This is a genomic window from [Eubacterium] eligens ATCC 27750, assembly GCF_000146185.1.
GTDB lineage: Bacteria > Bacillota > Clostridia > Lachnospirales > Lachnospiraceae > Lachnospira > Lachnospira eligens.
Window position 1 is genome coordinate 249,971 of the sequence record NC_012778.1, and the last position, 19,374, is coordinate 269,344.

Consider the following 19,374-nt stretch of genomic DNA (forward strand, 5'->3'; position numbering starts at 1 on the left):
GGACAATTTTTATGCCGGAAGAATATATTATCAAGAAAGAGGCGGGCTATGGTAAAAGGGCTTTATACAGCGTACTCTGGCTTGACAGTTCAGCAGAAGAGACTGGATGTAGTGTCTAATAATCTGGCTAATGCAACTACCACAGGTTATAAGAAAGAAGGCCTTACGACACAGTCGTTTAAAGATGTTTATGGCATCAAAGTTAAAGATGAAACTGTGGGCTATATTAATCAGAATATCGGAACTCTGAATCTTGGAGCGAAAGTAGGAGAATCCTTCAGAAGCTGGGATCAGGGTTCTTTCCAGAATACTGGCAATACATTTGACTTTGCGCTTAGTGGAAGTGGATTGTTTTCGATTTCATTCACTAACAAAGCTGGAGAAACTTCAACGCTTTATACCAGGGACGGATCTTTCCAGATGAACCGTGAAGGTTATCTGGTAACCAAGGATGGTGATTTTGTATTGGGCGAGAATGGTCCGATACAGTTACCTACAGACTTTGAGAGCCTTACTGTAGAAGAGAGTGGCGAAATATATGCTGACGGACAGTATGTTGACAGGCTTGCGCTTGTAGATTTTGAGGATTACGATTATGTTGAAGCGTATGGAGAGAATCTTTACAAGGCAGTTGATGGCGCAACACAGACAGAAGCTACAGCAAAGGTTAATCAGGGATATTTGGAGGCTTCCAATATTAATGTGGTAACAGAGATGGTAGATATGATATCTATCGCAAGAGATTTTGAAAGTAATCAGAAGATTATGAATACTATCGATGAGATGTTAGGAAAGATGGTATCTATTTCTGAAATTTAGTGACAACTGTTAGACATTTACATATGGAGGACTAACGATATGATGAGATCATTGTGGACTGCTGCATCAGGAATGATGAGCCAGCAGACAAGCGTAGATACTATTGCCAATAATCTGGCAAATGTTAATACAATCGGATATAAGCAGGAGCAGACTCAGTTTAAGTCTCTGCTTTATCAGAATCTTCAGGCAAAGACTACTTCAGCTAACGGAGATGATAAGCCTGTTGGAGCACAGGTAGGACTTGGCTCAAGAGTTTCAGCAGTAACATCAATATATACACAGGGTGCTCTTAATGCAACTGACAGTTTAACTGATTTTGCTATTGATGGAAATGGTTTTTTTGCAGTGAGGGATACTAACACAGGTGATACTGTTTATACAAGAAATGGACATTTTACATGGGCAACAGCTACAGAAGGCGTAATGCTCAGTACTTCTGAAGGATATCCTGTGCTCAGCGCAGATGGCGCAGAGATTGTTCTTGGGCAGGATGCTAATGGGGAAGATTATAAGACGAATCTTATAACTATTGATACGGATGGCAATCTTTTATATCCTGATGAGTCTAACAATCCGGCACCTATTGGAATTAAGATTGGTCTATATCAGTTTTCTAACCCGGCAGGACTTGATAAGCTTGGAAGCAGCTATCTTGGCGAGACAGAAGCTTCAGGTGTTCCGCTTAATGAGGATTATGATGAAGTTGGGAAGAAGAGTTCCTTAAGACAATCATATCTTGAGGCATCTAATGTTCAGGTTGCAACTGAGATGGTTAATCTTATTACAGCACAGAGAGCATATGAGTTATGCTCTAAAGCTATAACAACATCTGATACAATGATGGAGCAGGCTAATAACCTTAAGAGATAAGTGGGGTGCAGTGTATGAGTGATTCTATCACAGGACTTAGCAGTATGAATTATTCAGATGTGTATGATTCTAAGGCGGGTTCTTTAACTAATAAACTTACCGGTACTGATTATTCTAAGGCATCAGACGATGAACTTATGTCTGTATGCAAGGATTTTGAAAGTTATTTTGTTGAACAGGTTCTTAAGTCAATGGAGAAGATGGCTAAGATTGATTCGGATGACGAAGATAGCAATCTGTTCTCTTCTATGGCTGGAATTGGTGGAACAGAGGATACTTCACTTAATACTTTGGGGAGTTACTTTGGAGATGAGATGGTGTCATCTTATGCCAAGCTTATGACTGATTCTAATCATGGCAAAGGACTTGGAATAGCACAGACGCTTTATGAGCAGATGAAGAGAAATTATTCTACAGAGTCTATTCCTAAGGCAGATGAGCAGAAATAATATTTAACATAAAGGAGATAACAGATTGGATTACGAGTCTGTGAAATATGTAGAGGGCTTTGTGGAGAATATTATCTTCAGGAATGAAGACAATGGATATACGGTTTTTAATATTGTATACGATGATGAAGAAATCACCTGTGTTGGAGTGTTAAGCTATATCAACACAGGTGAATTTATTACCGCACAAGGCGAATTTGTTAAGCATGCAGTTTACTACATGCAGTTTAAAGTCACATCTTATGAGTTCAGAGCGCCGGATGATGCTGCATCCGTAAGGCGTTATCTAAGCTCCGGGGCAATAAAGGGTATCGGCGAGAAGATGGCTGAACGAATAGTTAAGACATTTGGCGATGATACATTCAGGATTATGGAAGAAGAACCGGAGCGTCTGGCTGAGATTAAAGGAATAAGCATGTCTAAAGCTATGGATATAGCGAACCAGCTTATTGACAAGAAAGACATCAGAAAAGCAATGATGTTTCTTCAGCGTTATGGAATCCAGATGAATCTTGCCAACAAAATATTTAAGCGTTATGGAAACGACATTTATAACATTCTTGAACAGAATCCGTACAGGCTTGCTGATGACATAGAGGGTGTCGGTTTTAGGACGGCTGATGAGATTGCTTCGCGTGCCGGAATCAAGATTGATTCTGAATTCAGGATTAAGAGCGGAATATTTTATGTGCTTAATCAGGCGACAATGCAGGGGCACACATATCTTCCGTATGATAAGCTTGTGCGTCAGGTAAACGAATTGCTTTTGATTGATGTTCAGGATTATGACAAATATCTTATGGACCTGACAATGGATAAGAAGATAGTTGTTAAGGTTAAGGACAATGTAAAATGTGTCTATGCCCGTATGTATTACAACATGGAAGCAAATGTTGCAGCTATGCTTAATAATCTTGACGTCCAGATTGAGGAAGACCAGAAATTCATAGATGACAGGATTGCAAGGATTGAGGATAAAGAAGGAATAACTCTTGATGATATCCAGAAAGAGGCTGTTGCGAAAGCAGTAAGAAACGGGCTTGTTATTGTTACTGGCGGTCCGGGAACCGGTAAGACTACAACTATTAATACAATAATCAAATATTTTGAGCTGGAAGGTCTGGAAATCAGGCTGGCAGCGCCTACGGGACGTGCAGCCAAGAGAATGACAGAAGCCTGTGGATATGAAGCACAGACTATCCACAGAATGTTAGAGATAAGCGGCGGCGTTCCTGAGGGTGACAGAAAGTCGGCGGCAACAGGGCTGTCTATGTTCTTTGAGAGAAATGAGGACAATCCGCTTGAAGCTGATGTTATTATTGTTGATGAGATGTCAATGGTAGACATTAGCATTATGAATTCACTTCTTAAAGCTGTTTCGATTGGAACAAAACTGATTCTTGTAGGTGATGTGGACCAGCTTCCAAGTGTAGGTCCGGGAAATGTACTTAAAGACATTATAGAATCCGGATGTTTTCCGGTTGTTAAGCTGGAGAGGATATTCAGACAGGCGGCACAGAGTGAGATTATTATTAACGCCCATAAGATAAACAGGGGTGAGGAGGTAGTACTTAACAAGTACAGCAAGGATTTTCTCTTTGTTCACAGAAACGGTGCTGACAATATTATAAATGCGATGAAAACGCTTATTAAGGACAAACTTCCGGACTATGTAGGTGCCGATGTGTATGACCTTCAGATTCTTACTCCATCGCGAAAATCCAATGTCGGGGTGGAACGTCTTAATAAGATTATGCAGGATTTTCTTAATCCGGCTGATGCTATCAAGCAGGAAAGACAGGTCGGTGATGTTACTTTCCGTGAAGGTGATAAGGTTATGCAGATTAAGAATGACTATCAGCTTGCATGGGAAAAACGAAGCAGATACGGTATTCCAACAGAACAGGGAACGGGCGCATTTAACGGGGATACCGGAGTTATTAGAGAGAATAAGCACATTTGATGAGAATGTAACTGTGAAATTCGAAGATGGCAGATTCGTTACTTATGAATTCTCTCAGCTTGATGAGCTTGAACTTGCGTATGCGATTACAGTTCACAAATCACAGGGAAGTGAGTACCCGGCGGTTATTATTCCGATGTCGCAGGGACCAAGAATGCTGATGAACAGGAATATTCTGTATACGGCAGTTACAAGAGCAAGAAAATGTGTGTGCCTCGTTGGGGAAGAGGAGATATTCAGGCTTATGGCTGACAATGTATCAGAGTCAAAACGATATTCTTCACTCACAGACAGGATTGAAGAAATCAGACATATTGAAGATTTTGGACAATGATAATTGATATGTTTATATGTGATAATGATGACAATAATGGGGGATTATGGATTATAAGAAGGTATTAATGGAGGCAGTTAATGCGGTACTTCCGCCAGCGTGTCCTATGTGTGGAAAGCCGGCACCTTTTGCTGGGGGCAGCAGGGTTGATATATGCCCGGACTGTATGCGCAAGGTGAGCTATGTCAGTGAGCCGGTCTGTCTTAAATGTGGCAAACCGGTTGAAAATGATGAAGTGGAATATTGCAGTGATTGCAGCAGGAAAGAACATGTTTATGACCAGGCATGCGCTGTGTATGAATATTCTAAGTGCATCAAGGATTCAATATACAGATTCAAGTATCACAATAAAAGGGAATATGCAGGTATCTATGCAAAACAGATTGCAGACAAGTGTGGCAGCATGATTCATGCCTGGGCGCCAGATGCACTGATTCCTGTGCCTATTCACAGTTCAAGACTTAAGGAAAGAGGGTTTAACCAGGCAGAGCTGATTGCAGGAGAATTGGAACAGCTTATTGGTATCCCTATGGATTGTGAAGCTCTTGTGAGAGTTGTTAAAACAGTTCCTATGAAAGAACTGGATAATGCACATAGGGTTAAAAATCTGCAAAATGCTTTTCAAGCAGGAGAAAAAGTTGTAAGATATAGTAAAGTTTTAATTGTGGACGATATATATACAACAGGAGCAACATTTGATGCATGTGCTGCAGTACTCAAGCATGCTGGCGTTCAGGAAGTGTATGGGGTAAGTTTGTGCATTGGCGACGGATTCTAGTGCGGATGCGGTTTTGTTTTGCAAAACAATGATGCTTAACAAGGAGGATTTATGGAAGTTAGAAATTGTAAGAATTGTGGAAGATTATATAATTATATCGGGGGCGCATACAGACTCTGCCCTGACTGTATGAAGAAACTTGAAGAAAAGTTTCAGGAGGTTAAGCAATATATAGAAGATAATCCAAGATCTGATATGAGAGATATATCAGAGAACTGTGATGTAAGTACAAGACAGATTGAGCAGTGGATAAGAGAAGAAAGACTGTCGTTCAGTGATGATTCACCTATTGGCATTGCATGCGAAGTATGCGGAGCTACCATAAAAACAGGAAGATACTGTGAAAGATGCAAGTATGACATGGCTAACAGGCTTGGCAGCATGTATGGAAGTGCTACATCGGCCGTAGGCAATGTTGACAAGGAAAGAGCGAGAAGAGAAAAGGCAAGAATGAGATTCCTTGATAAGTAATTAAAGGGTGAAACTTACCCGGATAATTAATTAGCATTTTTTCAAAAGAGGTATAAAGTATTTTGAAAAACCGTCCGATATCTTACACATAAAGCAGGAGTTATCTGTTTTAATTAATAGAAAGTGAGGCGGTTAATATGCGTATAGATGCTTATAATGCTGTTAATCAGATATATCAGACCAGCCAGATTTCTAAAGCTAAGGCTACAGCAAAGACATCATCGGCTAGTGATAAGTTTGAAATTTCTGACACAGCCAGGACATATCAGACAGCCAGAACAGCAGTGAGCGCGGCTTCCGATGTTCGGGAAGATAAGATTGCCGATATCAAGGCACGCATGGCAGCAGGAACATATAATATCAGTTCAGAAGCTGTTGCAGATAAGATTTTGAACAACATTTCTACATTAACATTTTAGCGGGGTTTTATTAGATGGCAAGTTTGATTGATTCTTTGATTAATATAATGGATGATGAAAACAGACAGTATACAGCACTGCTGGACTTGTCTAATAATAAGACTGCTGCTATTGTTAATGGCAATGTTGAGCAGCTTCAGGAAATATTTGGGAAAGAGCAGAAGCTGATTGATGTAATCACAAGACTTGAGACGGAACGAGAGGCGTGTGTTACAGACATATGTAAGATTTTGCATCTGTCACCTTCAGAGGTTAAAGTCAGAGAGATTGTAAGACTTTTGGAGAAGAAGCCTAAAGAACATGATGCACTTGAACAGTCGTATCTTAATCTTAAGAATACTGTTAAACAGCTGACAGAAGTTAATGATAATAATAAGCAGCTTCTTAAGCAGTCTATGGATATGATAGAATTCGAGATTAATCTGGCCAGGAATGCAAGCATGGCACCACAGACAGCTAACTATGGAAAGGGAGCTTATGAGGAGAACAGCGGCTTAGGCGGTGGCAGTTTTGATGCAAAGCAGTAATGGCTGCATGAATGATTTTACATTTATAATTGGATATTATCACGGATGATGTATATGTGCTTATCCGTGTTCGGGAATGAGCCACATTTTCACAATGAGAATGTGGCTTTTTTAAGCCCTGAGGGGTGTTTTATCAGAAAAATGTGTCGATATACATATCAGATGATTTTAAATTTTAAGAAAGAGGTGACCTTATGGCTAACGGAATGGCGGGGCTGTTTATTGGAACAACAGGGCTTAAGACAGCACAGACAGCACTTAATACAACAGCACACAATCTGTCAAATATTAATACATCGGGATATACAAGACAGCAGGTCACATTTTCAGATACACAGTATGTAAGAGTGAATACCAGTGATAAGGTGAGTTCACCGGATTATGGACTTGGTGTTGCGGTTTCTGAAGTGAGAAGAATAAGAGACCAGTTTATAGATCAGGCATACAGAAATGAAAATTCCAGACTTGGATTTTATGAGAGCCAGTATAAGGCGATTGAAGAGATAGAAGACCAGTTTGGCGAGATGCAGGGCGTTACATATGAATCATATCTTATTAATCTTTATAATTCTGTTAATGAGCTGGCCAAGAATCCTACAAGTACAGTAGCGAGGTCATCGCTTATCCAGAATGCAACAGCTTTTATTGAAAAGTCTGAAAATGTATATAAAGGACTGAAGGATTACCAGACAACACTTAATACACAGGTTAAGAATATGGTTGATTCAATTAATAAGCTTGGAGACAAAATCTATACACTGAATAAGAAAATATCAAAGATTGAGTCTACAGGAATTGAGGATGCCAATGATTTAAGAGATGAAAGAGATGCGGCAATCGATGAACTCAGCAAGTATATTGATATTACATATTACGAGAATGACAGCAAGGAAGTAGTTATATCTGCTGAAGGAATTCCATTTATAACAATGGGAGAACTTGCGAAGATGGATACAAGAGTTGTTGAAGGCACGAACCTTGTTATTCCTACATGGCCGGGATATGAAAGAGATGTGTATGATTTAAGTACAGAGGCATCTAATGTAGATGATACAGACAAGGGTGAACTTAAGGGACTTCTTATTGCAAGAGGCAATATGGTTGTTGATTATACGGTTGTTCCTGAAGCACCAAGCAGTTCGGATTATGATATGAGTACTGCTGATGGAAGGGCAGCATATCAGGAAGCATATAACAAATATTACAAGGCACAGGAATATTACAATACTTATATTGAGCCATCTGCAATTCTTAGTGCTATGGCTGGATTCGATAAGCTTGTCAATGGCATTGTTGAGAAGATTAATAATATACTTTGTCCGGAAAAGTCAGAGGTAAGGAATAATCCTTATATGGCGCCAGACGGAACAGAGATTCAGGCAGATATATATACATACAATTCTGTCAGCCAGCAGGTGCTTTTCGACAGATATGGACGCGAGGTTACCGGAACTGATAATGGAGATGGAACATACAGCTTTTCTTCCGGAGAAAAGTTATATATGAGCTTCGGGGGCGCAGAAGTGCCGGTTGATTCATATACATATTCAATGCTTGATATGGACAAGACCGGATATGGAATGGATGATGATAAGACGGTAGGAACAGAGCTATTTTCAAGAAAAGGCACTGACAGATATATTAAGACAACTGATGATTCAGGAAAAACAATTTATATAAGAAATAATCTTAATGAAACAGATTATGAATCGCTTTATAAGCTTGGCAATCTACAGATTAATCCGGAAGCAGCCCAGAATGTTGGAAAGATTCCACTTTCTACAGTTCAGGGAAAAGAAGATTTTGACAGGGCTAAGGAACTGGTAGATGCATGGGATGAAAAGTTTGCGTCACTTAATCCTGATACATATGCCAAATCAGATTTCATGACATTTTATAATAACTTTATTGGAGAGTATGCGACACTAGGAAAAGCGCTTGGCAATTATGTAAGCAATCAGACTACTATGGTTGATGGATATGATAACCAGAGACTTCAGTCTGAGGGCGTTTCTTCCGATGAAGAATTAGAGAAAATGATTAAATACCAGCAGGCATACAATGCAGCATCACGATATGTCAATGTTGTAAATCAGATGTTAGAGCATCTTGTAACATCGCTTGGTAATGCATAAAACAGTCGCAGCTGCTTCACAAATAAGGAGGATTTATGGCATCAACATTTTTTGGATTAACAATTGCATATACAGGATTGCAGGCTGCACAGACTTCAATCAATGTTACATCACATAATCTTGCCAATATTAATACTAAAGGATACACAAGGGAATCTGCATCAACCAAAGCAGCTGATGCGCTGAGAACTTATGCAAGATATGGAACACTCGGTTCAGGAGTTGTTGTTGATGCAATCAACCAGACAAGAGATTCCTACTATGATGAGAAGTACAGGAATAATAATACTAATTATGGACAGTATAATGTTAAGAACAGTTATATGTCACAGATAGAGAATTATCTTAATGAATTTACTTTAAAGGGATATTCCACAGAGTATGAAAATTTCTTTTCAGCACTTAACCAGCTTGACCGTACTCCGGCTGACACATCTGCAAAGAACCAGCTTATTAATAATGCAAAGAGTCTTACAGATTATTTTAATACTTTATCAACTAACTTAAGAAATGTTCAGGTTGATGCCAATAATGAGATTAAAGATGCTGTACAGCAGATTAATTCCCTGGCACAGAATATTTCATCGCTTAATAAGCAGATTAACCAGATTCAGGCAAATTACGGTAACGCCAATGATTTGAAGGATCAGAGAAATGCCTTGATTGATGATCTGTCACAGATTGTTAATATAACAGTAAGCGAAAGTGATATGGGTAACAATCTTACTAATCTTCAGATAACAATCAATGGTAATAGTCTTGTTGATGGGTATAACTACCATACTCTCCAGACTGTTGCAAGGGAGAATCCAAGAAATGTATCTGATGCAGCAGGACTTTATGATATACAGTGGGAGAATGGTCAGGAGTTTTATATTTACAGTGATTCTTTAAGTGGTGAATTAAAAGGACTTATTGATATAAGAGATGGCTGTAATGGTGAAATTGAGAAATACGCATCTACAACAGATGCTGCCGGTAATTCTACATATAAGACAGATGCAGATGGTAATATTCTTACAGAAACTGAAAGCCAGAAGGATAAGAACACACAATATAAAGGTGTTCCATATTATCAGTCACAGCTGAATCAGTTTATACAGACATTTGCATCATCTGTTAATGAGATACTTAATAAGGGTGTAACTTCTGATGGTTCGGCACAGGGGATTTCACTTTTTGTTATGAAGGAAAATTCACAGGCGCTTACAGCAAGCACAGTTACGGTTAATCAGGCTTTACTTGATAACGCAGACCTTCTTGCAACCAAGTACAATGTAAGCGATGGTGAAGCAAATGTAGATTTGATAGTAGACCTTATTAATACTAAAGATGCCAGAATATATGATGGCGGTACAGGTTCATTTTTCCTTGAGAGTATCGTCAGTGATATGTCAATAGATTCAAGTAAGGCAATCAATTTTACAAAGAATTATATGAATCTTCAGACAACTATCCAGAACCAGAGACTTTCTGTAATGGGAGTTGATACGGATGAAGAAGCAATGGACCTTGTAAAATTTCAGGAAGCTTATAATCTCAGTTCAAAAATGTTAAGTGTTATGAATGAGTTATATGACAGACTTATAAATAACACGGGAGTATAACAAGGAGACAAAATTATGAGAATCACTAACCAGATGATGATTAACAGTTCGATTTCGAATATTCAGGTTAATAAAAATCAGATAAATACTCTGAGTACAGAACTTTCTACACAAAAAAAGATAAGCAAGCCATCTGACGATCCAATTATTGCGATAAGGGCATTAAGACTTCGTTCGAGTCTTGATGAGGTAACCCAGTATCTTGGAAAGAATATACCGGATGCATCATCATGGCTTAGTGTTACACATGATGCACTTGATGAAAGTAACAGTATTATCAAGGATTTATACAAATATTGTGTGCAGGGCTCTACAGATTCTTATTCAGAATCTGAAAGAAATACTCTTGCAGAAAGTCTTAATAAGCTTGTGGAGGCTTATTATGAACAGGGAAATGTAGATTATGCAGGAAGATATGTATTTACGGGACATGCAACTGACAGACCGCTTACATATCAGTCCGATGCAGATGCTAAGAATGTTGATTATTCAATTACCCAGAATTTTACAAGGGAAGATCTTTCTACAAAGACAGCATATACTAATGCCTACAGTAATGATGATATATTAAATCTTACAGTTAAGACAGATGCTAATGGAAATATAATTACACCTAATATCCAGAGTGTAAACAGAATACAGTTAGCTTATGATGAGATTAATGGCGGAACATTTACATTAGGAATGGGAAATAATAATTCTGCAAATGTTACTATCAATGCAGATGGAACAGTTACAATGAATGGCAGCCTTACAGCTGATATAACTCAAGCAGATGGCAGTGTTGTGCAGAATCAGGTAAGCGTTGTTACAACATCAGATCCTGACTATATTCCGGGAGATAATGAGATTGCCATAAATGCAACAACAGGGGAGCTGCTTCTTGGACAGAATGTATATCAGTCTGTATACCAGAATAATGAATTCTCAGTTACATATGAAAAGAGCAATTTCATAAAGGGTGATATAGACCCGACAATGTATTTTGACTGTGTTGATAATAATACAGGAGTTGTATATGATAAAAAGAGTGAGGATATTGAATACATAGTTAATTTCTCACAAAAGTTAAAGGTTAATACAGAGGCTGACGAGGCTTTTAACATATATCTTGGTAGAAACGTTAATGACCTTGTAAATACAGTTCAGAATGTTCTTGATATTGATGCCCAGATATCTAAGGTTGAATCAATGCAGAAGGATTCGCAGTATAGCGATGATGCTTCACAGGAAAAGCTTAAAACTATTATGGAAGGACTTACAAAGCAGAGAGATTTTGCAAAGTCTGAGATGAAGAATGCTTTTGAGGCAGGAATTGGTCAGATGCAGGGATATATGGATCAGGTATCAAATGCTAAGGCAGATGTTGGAAACAGACAGATAAGACTGGATCTTACTAAGACACGACTTACAGAACAGAAGACTAACTTTACTGATTTGAAGTCACAGAATGAAGATATTGATCTTGAGGAGATTGTTGTTACATATACATCAGCAGAGCTTGTATATCAGGCAGCATTATCAGCAGCCAGTAAGGTTGTACAGCAGTCACTGCTTGATTTCCTCAGATAGTAAGTTTTAGCAGGATATGTAGCAGGGATAAAGGATAGATTATAAAATTGGAGGTTTGACATGAAAGTACAGACTAAATGGTTTGGAGAGATTGAAGTTAGTGAGGATAAAATCATCACATTTGATAAGGGAATTATTGGATTTGAGGACTGGAAGAAGTATACTCTTGTGTATGACGCAGAGAAAGAGGAGAATATATCAATTATATGGCTTCAGGCGATTGATGAGCCAACACTTGCACTTCCTGTCATGAAGCCGGAATTTGTGTTTGAGACATATGATCCTGTTGTTGAGGATGAGCTTCTTAAGGCTCTCGGAGATGATATACAGGATGATAATATCAGAGTGTACTGTGCGCTTACGGTACCACGGGATATTACTAAGATGACAATTAATCTTAAAGCTCCTATCATTGTTGATTTTGATACGATGAAGGGAATACAGCTTATAGCAGATAATTCTGAATATCAGGTAAGATATCCTATATACGATATTCTAAAGAAGGAGGAGAACTAATATGCTCGCATTATCAAGAAAGAAAGACGAAGCAATCATTATTAATGATGATATTGAGATTACAATAATCGAAATCAAGGGCGACCAGGTAAAGCTTGGCATATCAGCTCCGAAGTCAGTACCTATATATCGTAAGGAAGTGTATGCACAGATACTTGATTCTAATAAGGAAGCAGCAAGTTCGGTTGATGTGAAGACTCTTAACCAGTTATTTAAGAAATGATTTGTTTTATTTGTGTATATTTTTGTCCAAAGGGTTAAATTTTACTTAACATTTTCCGATATATGCAGTACAACATGAATGTAACTACAGGATAAAGTTTTGTTTTCACACGGAGGTGGAATTGTATCATGGGAATGGAAGTTAATGGAGTAGCGGCAGCGTCAAGCTACCAGAGCCAGAATTTACAGGCTGCTAAGCCGGTATCACAGGTAAGCAGTGTTACATCAGCTACAGATAAGAGCAATGAGGTTGTTGTTGATTCAGCAAAGTCAGCAGCATCTAATGTAGCAGTTTCTGTAGGACAGGCAGCAGACAGTGAGAAGAATGGCAACAACGCTAATGACAATGACAAGGCAAAGAAGCAAGCTGAATCTATGGCTGATGTTAAGGATATAAGGAAAGTCCTTAACAACAATACGATTGCAGAATTCGGCTACAACGAACCAACTAACAGAATCACAATTAAGATTAAAGATAAAGATACAGACGAAGTTATTAAGGAGATACCTTCAGAGAAAGCTCTTGAGATGCTTGCCAAGGCATGGGAGCTTGCAGGTATCATAGTAGATGAGAGGAGATAAGCTATGGCAATAAGATTATCTGGTATGGTATCGGGTATGGATACAGAATCACTTGTTTCAGCGCTCGTATCATCATATAAGTTAAAGAAAGACAATCTTGTTAAAGCACAGACCAAGCTTTCATGGAAGCAGGAAAAGTGGAAGACCATGAATACAAGTATTTATGGGTTCTATAGCGGAAAGCTTTCAAGTGCAAGATTTTCTACAAGTTATAATCTGAAGACATCAAGTGTGTCTAATGATAAGTATGCTAAGGTTTCTGCAAGTTCATCTGCGGTAAGCGGAACACAGAGACTTAAGGTTAAGCAGCTGGCGTCAACAGGATATCTTACAGGTGGACAGATTAAAGCTGCTGATGGAAGCAAGGTTACAGGTGATACTAAGATATCAGACATAGTTGGAACAACAGATGGTTCTATAAGTTTTAAGACTGCTTCTGGAACCAAGAGTATTGATATAACATCAGATATGAATGTTAACCAGTTCGTATCTAAGTTAAAGGAAGCTGGCGTTAATGCAAGCTTTGATGAGAATAATGCAAGATTCTTTATAAGCTCTAAGGAGTCAGGCAAGGATAACGATTTCTCGCTTGTGGCTAATGACTCTAACGGACTTAATGCATTACAGAAGCTTGGAATATATACAGTTAATGATACTGATTCAGCAGAATACAAGAGACTGGCAGCTTTAACAGAGGGCAGTGATGCATATAATACAGAACTTGAAGGTATGTATAGTAAGATTACAGCTGAGGATACTGCCAAGAGTTATGCTGATAAGTATAATGCAGCCAAGGATAAGCTTGATGCACTGGCAGCAGATGATACTTGGGATCATTCATTGACATTAGATGAATATGTCGCAAAGCTTAAGACAGAGACACCAGATATTCTTAATGCTTATGATAAGTATAAGAAGGAAAAGGTGGATTCAGAGGGCAATACAGTTAAAGATTCTGATGGCAAAGTTGTGTACGAATATGACACAGAGGCTATGGAAAAAGATGGTGTCAAGGATGAATATGAGGCTGCGGTAAAGAAAAAAGCGTCTAATGAATCACTGATTAAGGTGTATGATGATAATTCCAAGGTTATTGAGGATACTAAGGATTATGTAACAATCGGCGATGATGGAAAAGCTGTGGCAGATGCTTCTAATGCCAATATATTACAGGAAGTAAACGATACTAATGCTGACAGACAGGCTAAAGCTAAGGCATTGCTTGACTCTAAGATTGCAATGGCATCAAATGTTGCTGGTAGTGCGTCATCTTCAGGTGCTGTCAGAATAACAGGACAGGATTCAGAGATTGAGCTTAATGGGGCAACATTTACTAACAACTCTAATAACTACTCAATCAATGGTCTTACAATTGAGGCAATGGAAGTTACTGGTAATGATGAAGTAACTATCACAACCAACACGGATGTAGATGGCATATATGATATGATTAAGGGCTTCCTTAAGGATTATAACGATCTTGTCAAGTCTGTAGATGTTGCCTACAATGCGGCAAGCTCTAAGGGCTATGAGCCTCTAACAAGTGATGAGAAAGATGCAATGTCTGATGATGAGGTTAAGAAGTGGGAAGAAAAGATTAAGGATTCACTTCTTAGAAAAGATTCAACACTTGGAAGCGTTCTTGATACTATGAAGAATGATATGGCAAGATCATTCAAGGTGGGAGATAAGTCCTATTCACTTTCTAGTTTTGGAATAGCCACACTTGGATATTTTAATTCTCCAGAGAATGAAACAGGTGTATATCATATAGATGGTGATAAGGATGATTCTAAGACATCAGCTAATACAGATAAACTGAGAGAAATGATAGCAAGTGACCCTGATACGGTTATATCATTCTTTTCACAGTTATCTACACAATTGTATACTGATCTTGGAAAGAAGATGGCAGCATCATCAACAAGTAGTGCTTATACTATATATAATGATAAGCAGATGAATACACAGTATTCAGAGTATAATACTAAGATATCAGAAGCAGAAGATAAAGTTACTACATGGGAAGATTATTATTATAGTAAGTTCTCAGCAATGGAATCAGCATTGGCTAAGATGAATGCGCAGTCATCATCGTTGACAGGTTTATTCAGTTAATTATAGAATATATTAAATTATGGGATATCCATATATCATGGAGGAGTTATGGCGTTTAATCAGAATATCGCACAGGAGTATAACCGTAATAAAATTCTTACAGCAAGTCCGGCAGAGCTTACACTTATGCTTTATGAAGGGGCAATTAAATTCTGTAATATTGCATTAATTGCTATAGAGAAGCAGGACTATGAAAAAGCAAATATTAATATTAAGAAAGCTGAGAACATAATAACGGAGTTTAAGGTGACACTTAATCATAAGTATCCGGTTGCTAAGGATTTTGAAAATGTATATAATTATATATATTCATTATTGGTTGATGCTAATATTAAAAAAGACACTGAGATACTTAATAGGGCACTTGATGAAATCAGGGGCATGAGAGATACATGGAAAGAAGTTATGAACCGAACAAGGTCAATGAATAAGTAGGAGACAGGTATGACTACTAATTATCTTCAGATTATGATAGACAGTCTTAAGAAGAAGAAGGATATTCTTGATAAGATTATAGTTCTTAATGAGACTCAGAATAAGATACTTTCTAATACAGAGTTTGATCATGATGTATTTGAAAATAATATGCATGAAAAGGGTGAATGCATTGATGAATTGGAGAAGCTTGATGAAGGCTTTCAGAGTGTATTTGACCGTATTAAGGAAGAACTCAGTGATAATAAACAGATGTATTCTGATGAAATCGAAACTATGAAGACACTTATTAAAGCAGTTACAGAACTTGGCGCTAAGATAGAAGTTCAGGAAGCTCGAAATAAGGTTAAGGTTGAGGCAATGTTTCGCAGGGAACGTCAGGAGCATAAGGAAGCTAAAAGAAGTGCTTCAATGGCGAAGTCATATTATCAGAATATGAGCCGTGTAAGTGATGAACCTCAGTTTATGGATACGAAGCAGTAAAAGTTTTTTAAAAAGTTATATTACGGACTAAAGTTTTGGTACTAAGGTCCGATATATAAAGTACAAGGGAACAGAAAGTTTCCTGTAAACCATAACTAGATGCAGCATGGAAGCTGCATCACAATATAATTTCAAGGAGGAAAATATTATGGTAGTACAACACAATTTATCAGCAATGAACACAAACAGACAGATGGGTGTAGTTACAAGCGCACTCCAGAAGTCAACAGAGAAGTTATCATCAGGTTATAAGATTAACCGTGCTGGTGATGATGCAGCTGGTCTTTCAATCTCAGAGAAGATGAGAAGCCAGATCAGAGGTCTTAATAAGGCATCTGATAATGCACAGGATGGTATCTCTCTTATCCAGGTAGCTGAAGGTGCTCTTAATGAGACACATTCAATTCTTCAGAGAATGAATGAGTTAGCAACACAGGCTGCTAACGATACTAACACATCAACAGACAGAACTGCAATAAAGGCTGAGATTGATCAGTTAACATCAGAAATTAACAGAATCCAGTCAACAACACAGTTCAATACACAGAATCTGTTAGATGGAAAGTTCACAGGAAAGAATCTTCAGGTTGGTTCTCTTAAGGGACAGACAATCAAGATCAGCATCAGCAACATGAATGCTAAAACATTAGGTGTTAGTGGACTTACAGTTGATAAGAACAGTACAGCTGGAGTATCAATGTCAAAGATTCAGGCAGCTATTGATAAGGTATCAACACAGAGATCTAATCTTGGTGCACTTCAGAACAGACTTGAGCATACTATCAACAATCTTGATACAACATCAGAGAATACATCAGCAGCAGAGTCTCGTATCCGTGATACAGATATGGCTGATGAGATGGTACAGTACAGCAAGAACAACATCCTTGCACAGGCTGGAAATTCAATGCTTGCTCAGGCTAATCAGCAGACACAGGGAGTTCTTTCACTTCTCGGTTAATAATTATTACTACTATAAGCAGAAGAGTCGGTGCTTGCACCGGCTCTTTTTGTCTTTAAAGAAAAAGGGGTACATTAATGAAATTTGACAAGAGTTTTTTTGAAGCGGAAGTAAGAGATGGATTTTATGTAACATCAGAGATGAAGCAGGTGTGGGCTGCACAGCTGGAAGTCCTTAATGATGTAGATAATGCATGTAGAGAGAATGGAATACAATATTTTGCAGAATGGGGAACACTGTTAGGTGCAGTCAGACATCATGGGTTCATACCATGGGATGATGATATGGATATATGCATGAAAAGACCTGATTATAATAGGTTTTTGGAGATAGCAGAAAAAATAATGCCATCTAATTATAAAATATATAACCTGAAGTCTCATAATAATGATGGAAACATGGTATCAAGGATTATTAATACAGACCAGATTTCATATGATGCCGAGAAATTAAAAAAATATCATGGTGTACCGTATGTTATAGGACTTGATATATTTCCTTTGGATTATATATCAGATAATAAAGAGGATGATGAGCTTCAAAGCAATGTGATTGTTATGATAAGCTCAATCATGAATGTGATAAAAAGCATTCAGGATAATAATGTTCAGTTAGATGAAGAAAATTTAACGCAGATTAATATGCAGCTTAGTCAGGTAGAGAATATATGTGGAGTTACTATAAACAGAGAGGATGATATAGTACAACAGCTCAATATACTTATTGACAGAATGTGTGGAATATACAGAGAGAATGAGGCAGAATATATAACAATAATGCTTTTATGGGTAGGAGGCAAAAACTATCGATTTCCGAAAAAGTATTATGATAAAGCAATAAGAATACCTTTTGAGAATACTACAATTCCTGTTCCGTATGCGTATGATTCTATTTTAAAAAAGAAATATGGTGATTATATGAAGCTTGTCCATACATGGGATTCACATGACTATCCATTCTTTGAGAGTCAGAAAAAAATTATTGAAAATGCAGGAGTAGATATTAACAAATATACAGACGATTATAGAAACTATAATCAGTTTAAGAATAAGATAGAAGAAATAAGAATAGATAAAGAGAAGAAAGATTATAAAGATAAGAAAATGGTAGTATTTATGCCATTTAAAGCAAAATACTGGAATATGATGGCGGGATTATGGAAAGAGTATGAAAGAAGCGGAGAATATACTCTTATTGCCATACCTGCCCCATATTATTATAAAAATATTGATGGAACAATTGAAAAATTTAATGATGATAAGCAGTATCCGGAATATGTTAAGATTGTATCACCAGAGAATTTTGATTTTGATAATGAATATGTAGAAAAAATTATAATTCAGAATCCATATGATTCTTATAATGCAACAACAACTGTGTATCCACAATTTTATGCAAAGAAGCTGGCAATGTGCACTAAAGAATTGATATACATACCTTATTTTGAAACAGAAGAAATTAATCCATCGGATATGAGAGCTTATGTAAGTATGGATTCATATGTAACAATGCCTGGAGTTGTATATTCAGATAAAGTTATTGTCCAGTCTGAAGGTATTAAGGAATTGTATGTAAAAAAGTTATCTGAATATTTTGGTGAAGAGACAAGGGATATATGGAACACTAAAATTATTGGAAATGGAAAGCATTATATTGAGATGGAAAATTCCGATTCAAAGTATGATGATATACCGGAGAAATGGAAGGGTTATATAAAAAAATCGGATGGTTCTTATAAAAAAGTAATATTGTATTTTATATGTACAAATGATGTCCTTGAAAATGGACACAGAGTATTTGATAAAATAAAAAGGTCTATGGATACATTTTTAGAATATGAGGATAGTGTGGTTCCATTGATGATGTTTGAATCAAACATTGATGAAATATTACAAATGGAAAATCCAGAACTGCTTGAAGATTATAATGAAATTAAAATGAATTTTACTCAATATATTGTTAATGAAAATGAATTGGATAAGGCCATGAATTTGTGTGATGCATTTTATGGAGATGCAGGATCAGAGGCGCAATTATGCAGAAATTCAGGTAAGCCAGTTATGATTCAGAATGTAGAAATTTAGAACATACGATAATAAGGAGTGACTAG

At 37.4% G+C, this 19,374-nt stretch carries 18 protein-coding genes and 1 pseudogene; all 19 read left to right on the forward strand.

Annotated elements, in window-relative coordinates; translation table 11 throughout:
• Positions 1-48: 48 nt before the first annotated feature.
• The 19 genes and pseudogenes from flgF to EUBELI_RS01165 all read left to right on the forward strand — a co-directional run bounded on the left by flgF (position 49) and on the right by EUBELI_RS01165 (position 19,348).
• The gene (flgF, locus tag EUBELI_RS01075; RefSeq protein WP_012738496.1) at positions 49-819 is read left to right on the forward strand and encodes a flagellar basal-body rod protein FlgF; all 771 of its coding nucleotides are present in this window, start codon (positions 49-51) and stop codon (positions 817-819) included.
• Positions 820-858: 39 nt separating this feature from the next.
• The gene (locus EUBELI_RS01080; protein ID WP_012738497.1) at positions 859-1,692 is read left to right on the forward strand and encodes a flagellar hook-basal body protein; all 834 of its coding nucleotides are present in this window, start codon (positions 859-861) and stop codon (positions 1,690-1,692) included.
• A gap of 14 nt (positions 1,693-1,706) precedes the next feature.
• Positions 1,707-2,141: a hypothetical protein gene (locus tag EUBELI_RS01085; RefSeq protein ID WP_012738498.1), complete on the forward strand. Its 435-nt coding sequence runs from the start codon at positions 1,707-1,709 to the stop codon at positions 2,139-2,141.
• Positions 2,142-2,181: 40 nt separating this feature from the next.
• Positions 2,182-4,438: pseudogene (gene recD2, locus EUBELI_RS01090) on the forward strand (SF1B family DNA helicase RecD2).
• Between the two features lie 46 nt (positions 4,439-4,484).
• Positions 4,485-5,216, forward strand: coding sequence for a ComF family protein (locus EUBELI_RS01095; protein WP_012738501.1), 732 nt, complete (start codon positions 4,485-4,487; stop codon positions 5,214-5,216).
• Positions 5,217-5,267: 51 nt separating this feature from the next.
• Complete coding sequence (locus tag EUBELI_RS01100) at positions 5,268-5,687, forward strand: flagellar protein (protein ID WP_041687880.1); 420 nt, start codon at positions 5,268-5,270, stop codon at positions 5,685-5,687.
• A 137-nt stretch (positions 5,688-5,824) separates the two neighbouring features.
• Positions 5,825-6,106 carry a flagellar biosynthesis anti-sigma factor FlgM gene (gene flgM, locus EUBELI_RS01105; protein WP_012738503.1) on the forward strand — a complete coding sequence of 94 codons (282 nt, stop codon included), beginning with the start codon at positions 5,825-5,827 and terminating at the stop codon, positions 6,104-6,106.
• Positions 6,107-6,120: 14 nt separating this feature from the next.
• The gene (locus tag EUBELI_RS01110; RefSeq protein WP_012738504.1) at positions 6,121-6,633 is read left to right on the forward strand and encodes a flagellar protein FlgN; all 513 of its coding nucleotides are present in this window, start codon (positions 6,121-6,123) and stop codon (positions 6,631-6,633) included.
• Between the two features lie 194 nt (positions 6,634-6,827).
• Positions 6,828-8,768, forward strand: coding sequence for a flagellar hook-associated protein FlgK (gene flgK / locus EUBELI_RS01115; RefSeq protein ID WP_012738505.1), 1,941 nt, complete (start codon positions 6,828-6,830; stop codon positions 8,766-8,768).
• 35 nt (positions 8,769-8,803) lie between these two features.
• Positions 8,804-10,375 carry a flagellar hook-associated protein FlgK gene (flgK, locus tag EUBELI_RS01120; RefSeq protein WP_012738506.1) on the forward strand — a complete coding sequence of 524 codons (1,572 nt, stop codon included), beginning with the start codon at positions 8,804-8,806 and terminating at the stop codon, positions 10,373-10,375.
• A gap of 15 nt (positions 10,376-10,390) precedes the next feature.
• Positions 10,391-11,947: a flagellar hook-associated protein FlgL gene (gene flgL / locus EUBELI_RS01125; RefSeq protein ID WP_012738507.1), complete on the forward strand. Its 1,557-nt coding sequence runs from the start codon at positions 10,391-10,393 to the stop codon at positions 11,945-11,947.
• 60 nt (positions 11,948-12,007) lie between these two features.
• Positions 12,008-12,463: a flagellar assembly protein FliW gene (fliW, locus tag EUBELI_RS01130; protein ID WP_012738508.1), complete on the forward strand. Its 456-nt coding sequence runs from the start codon at positions 12,008-12,010 to the stop codon at positions 12,461-12,463.
• A 1-nt stretch (position 12,464) separates the two neighbouring features.
• Complete coding sequence (gene csrA / locus EUBELI_RS01135; RefSeq protein WP_012738509.1) at positions 12,465-12,686, forward strand: carbon storage regulator CsrA; 222 nt, start codon at positions 12,465-12,467, stop codon at positions 12,684-12,686.
• Positions 12,687-12,814: 128 nt separating this feature from the next.
• Entirely contained in the window at positions 12,815-13,267 is a 453-nt protein-coding gene (locus EUBELI_RS13495) for a flagellar protein FlaG (protein ID WP_012738510.1), read from the forward strand.
• Between the two features lie 3 nt (positions 13,268-13,270).
• Positions 13,271-15,385 (forward strand): flagellar filament capping protein FliD, encoded by a 2,115-nt coding sequence (fliD, locus tag EUBELI_RS01145; RefSeq protein ID WP_012738511.1) that lies wholly within the window; start codon positions 13,271-13,273, stop codon positions 15,383-15,385.
• A gap of 48 nt (positions 15,386-15,433) precedes the next feature.
• Positions 15,434-15,820 carry a flagellar export chaperone FliS gene (gene fliS / locus EUBELI_RS01150; RefSeq protein WP_012738512.1) on the forward strand — a complete coding sequence of 129 codons (387 nt, stop codon included), beginning with the start codon at positions 15,434-15,436 and terminating at the stop codon, positions 15,818-15,820.
• Between the two features lie 9 nt (positions 15,821-15,829).
• The gene (locus EUBELI_RS01155) at positions 15,830-16,303 is read left to right on the forward strand and encodes a hypothetical protein (protein WP_012738513.1); all 474 of its coding nucleotides are present in this window, start codon (positions 15,830-15,832) and stop codon (positions 16,301-16,303) included.
• Between the two features lie 148 nt (positions 16,304-16,451).
• Positions 16,452-17,264 carry a flagellin N-terminal helical domain-containing protein gene (locus tag EUBELI_RS01160; RefSeq protein WP_041687881.1) on the forward strand — a complete coding sequence of 271 codons (813 nt, stop codon included), beginning with the start codon at positions 16,452-16,454 and terminating at the stop codon, positions 17,262-17,264.
• Between the two features lie 77 nt (positions 17,265-17,341).
• Positions 17,342-19,348: a LicD family protein gene (locus EUBELI_RS01165; RefSeq protein ID WP_012738515.1), complete on the forward strand. Its 2,007-nt coding sequence runs from the start codon at positions 17,342-17,344 to the stop codon at positions 19,346-19,348.
• Positions 19,349-19,374: the final 26 nt, after the last annotated feature.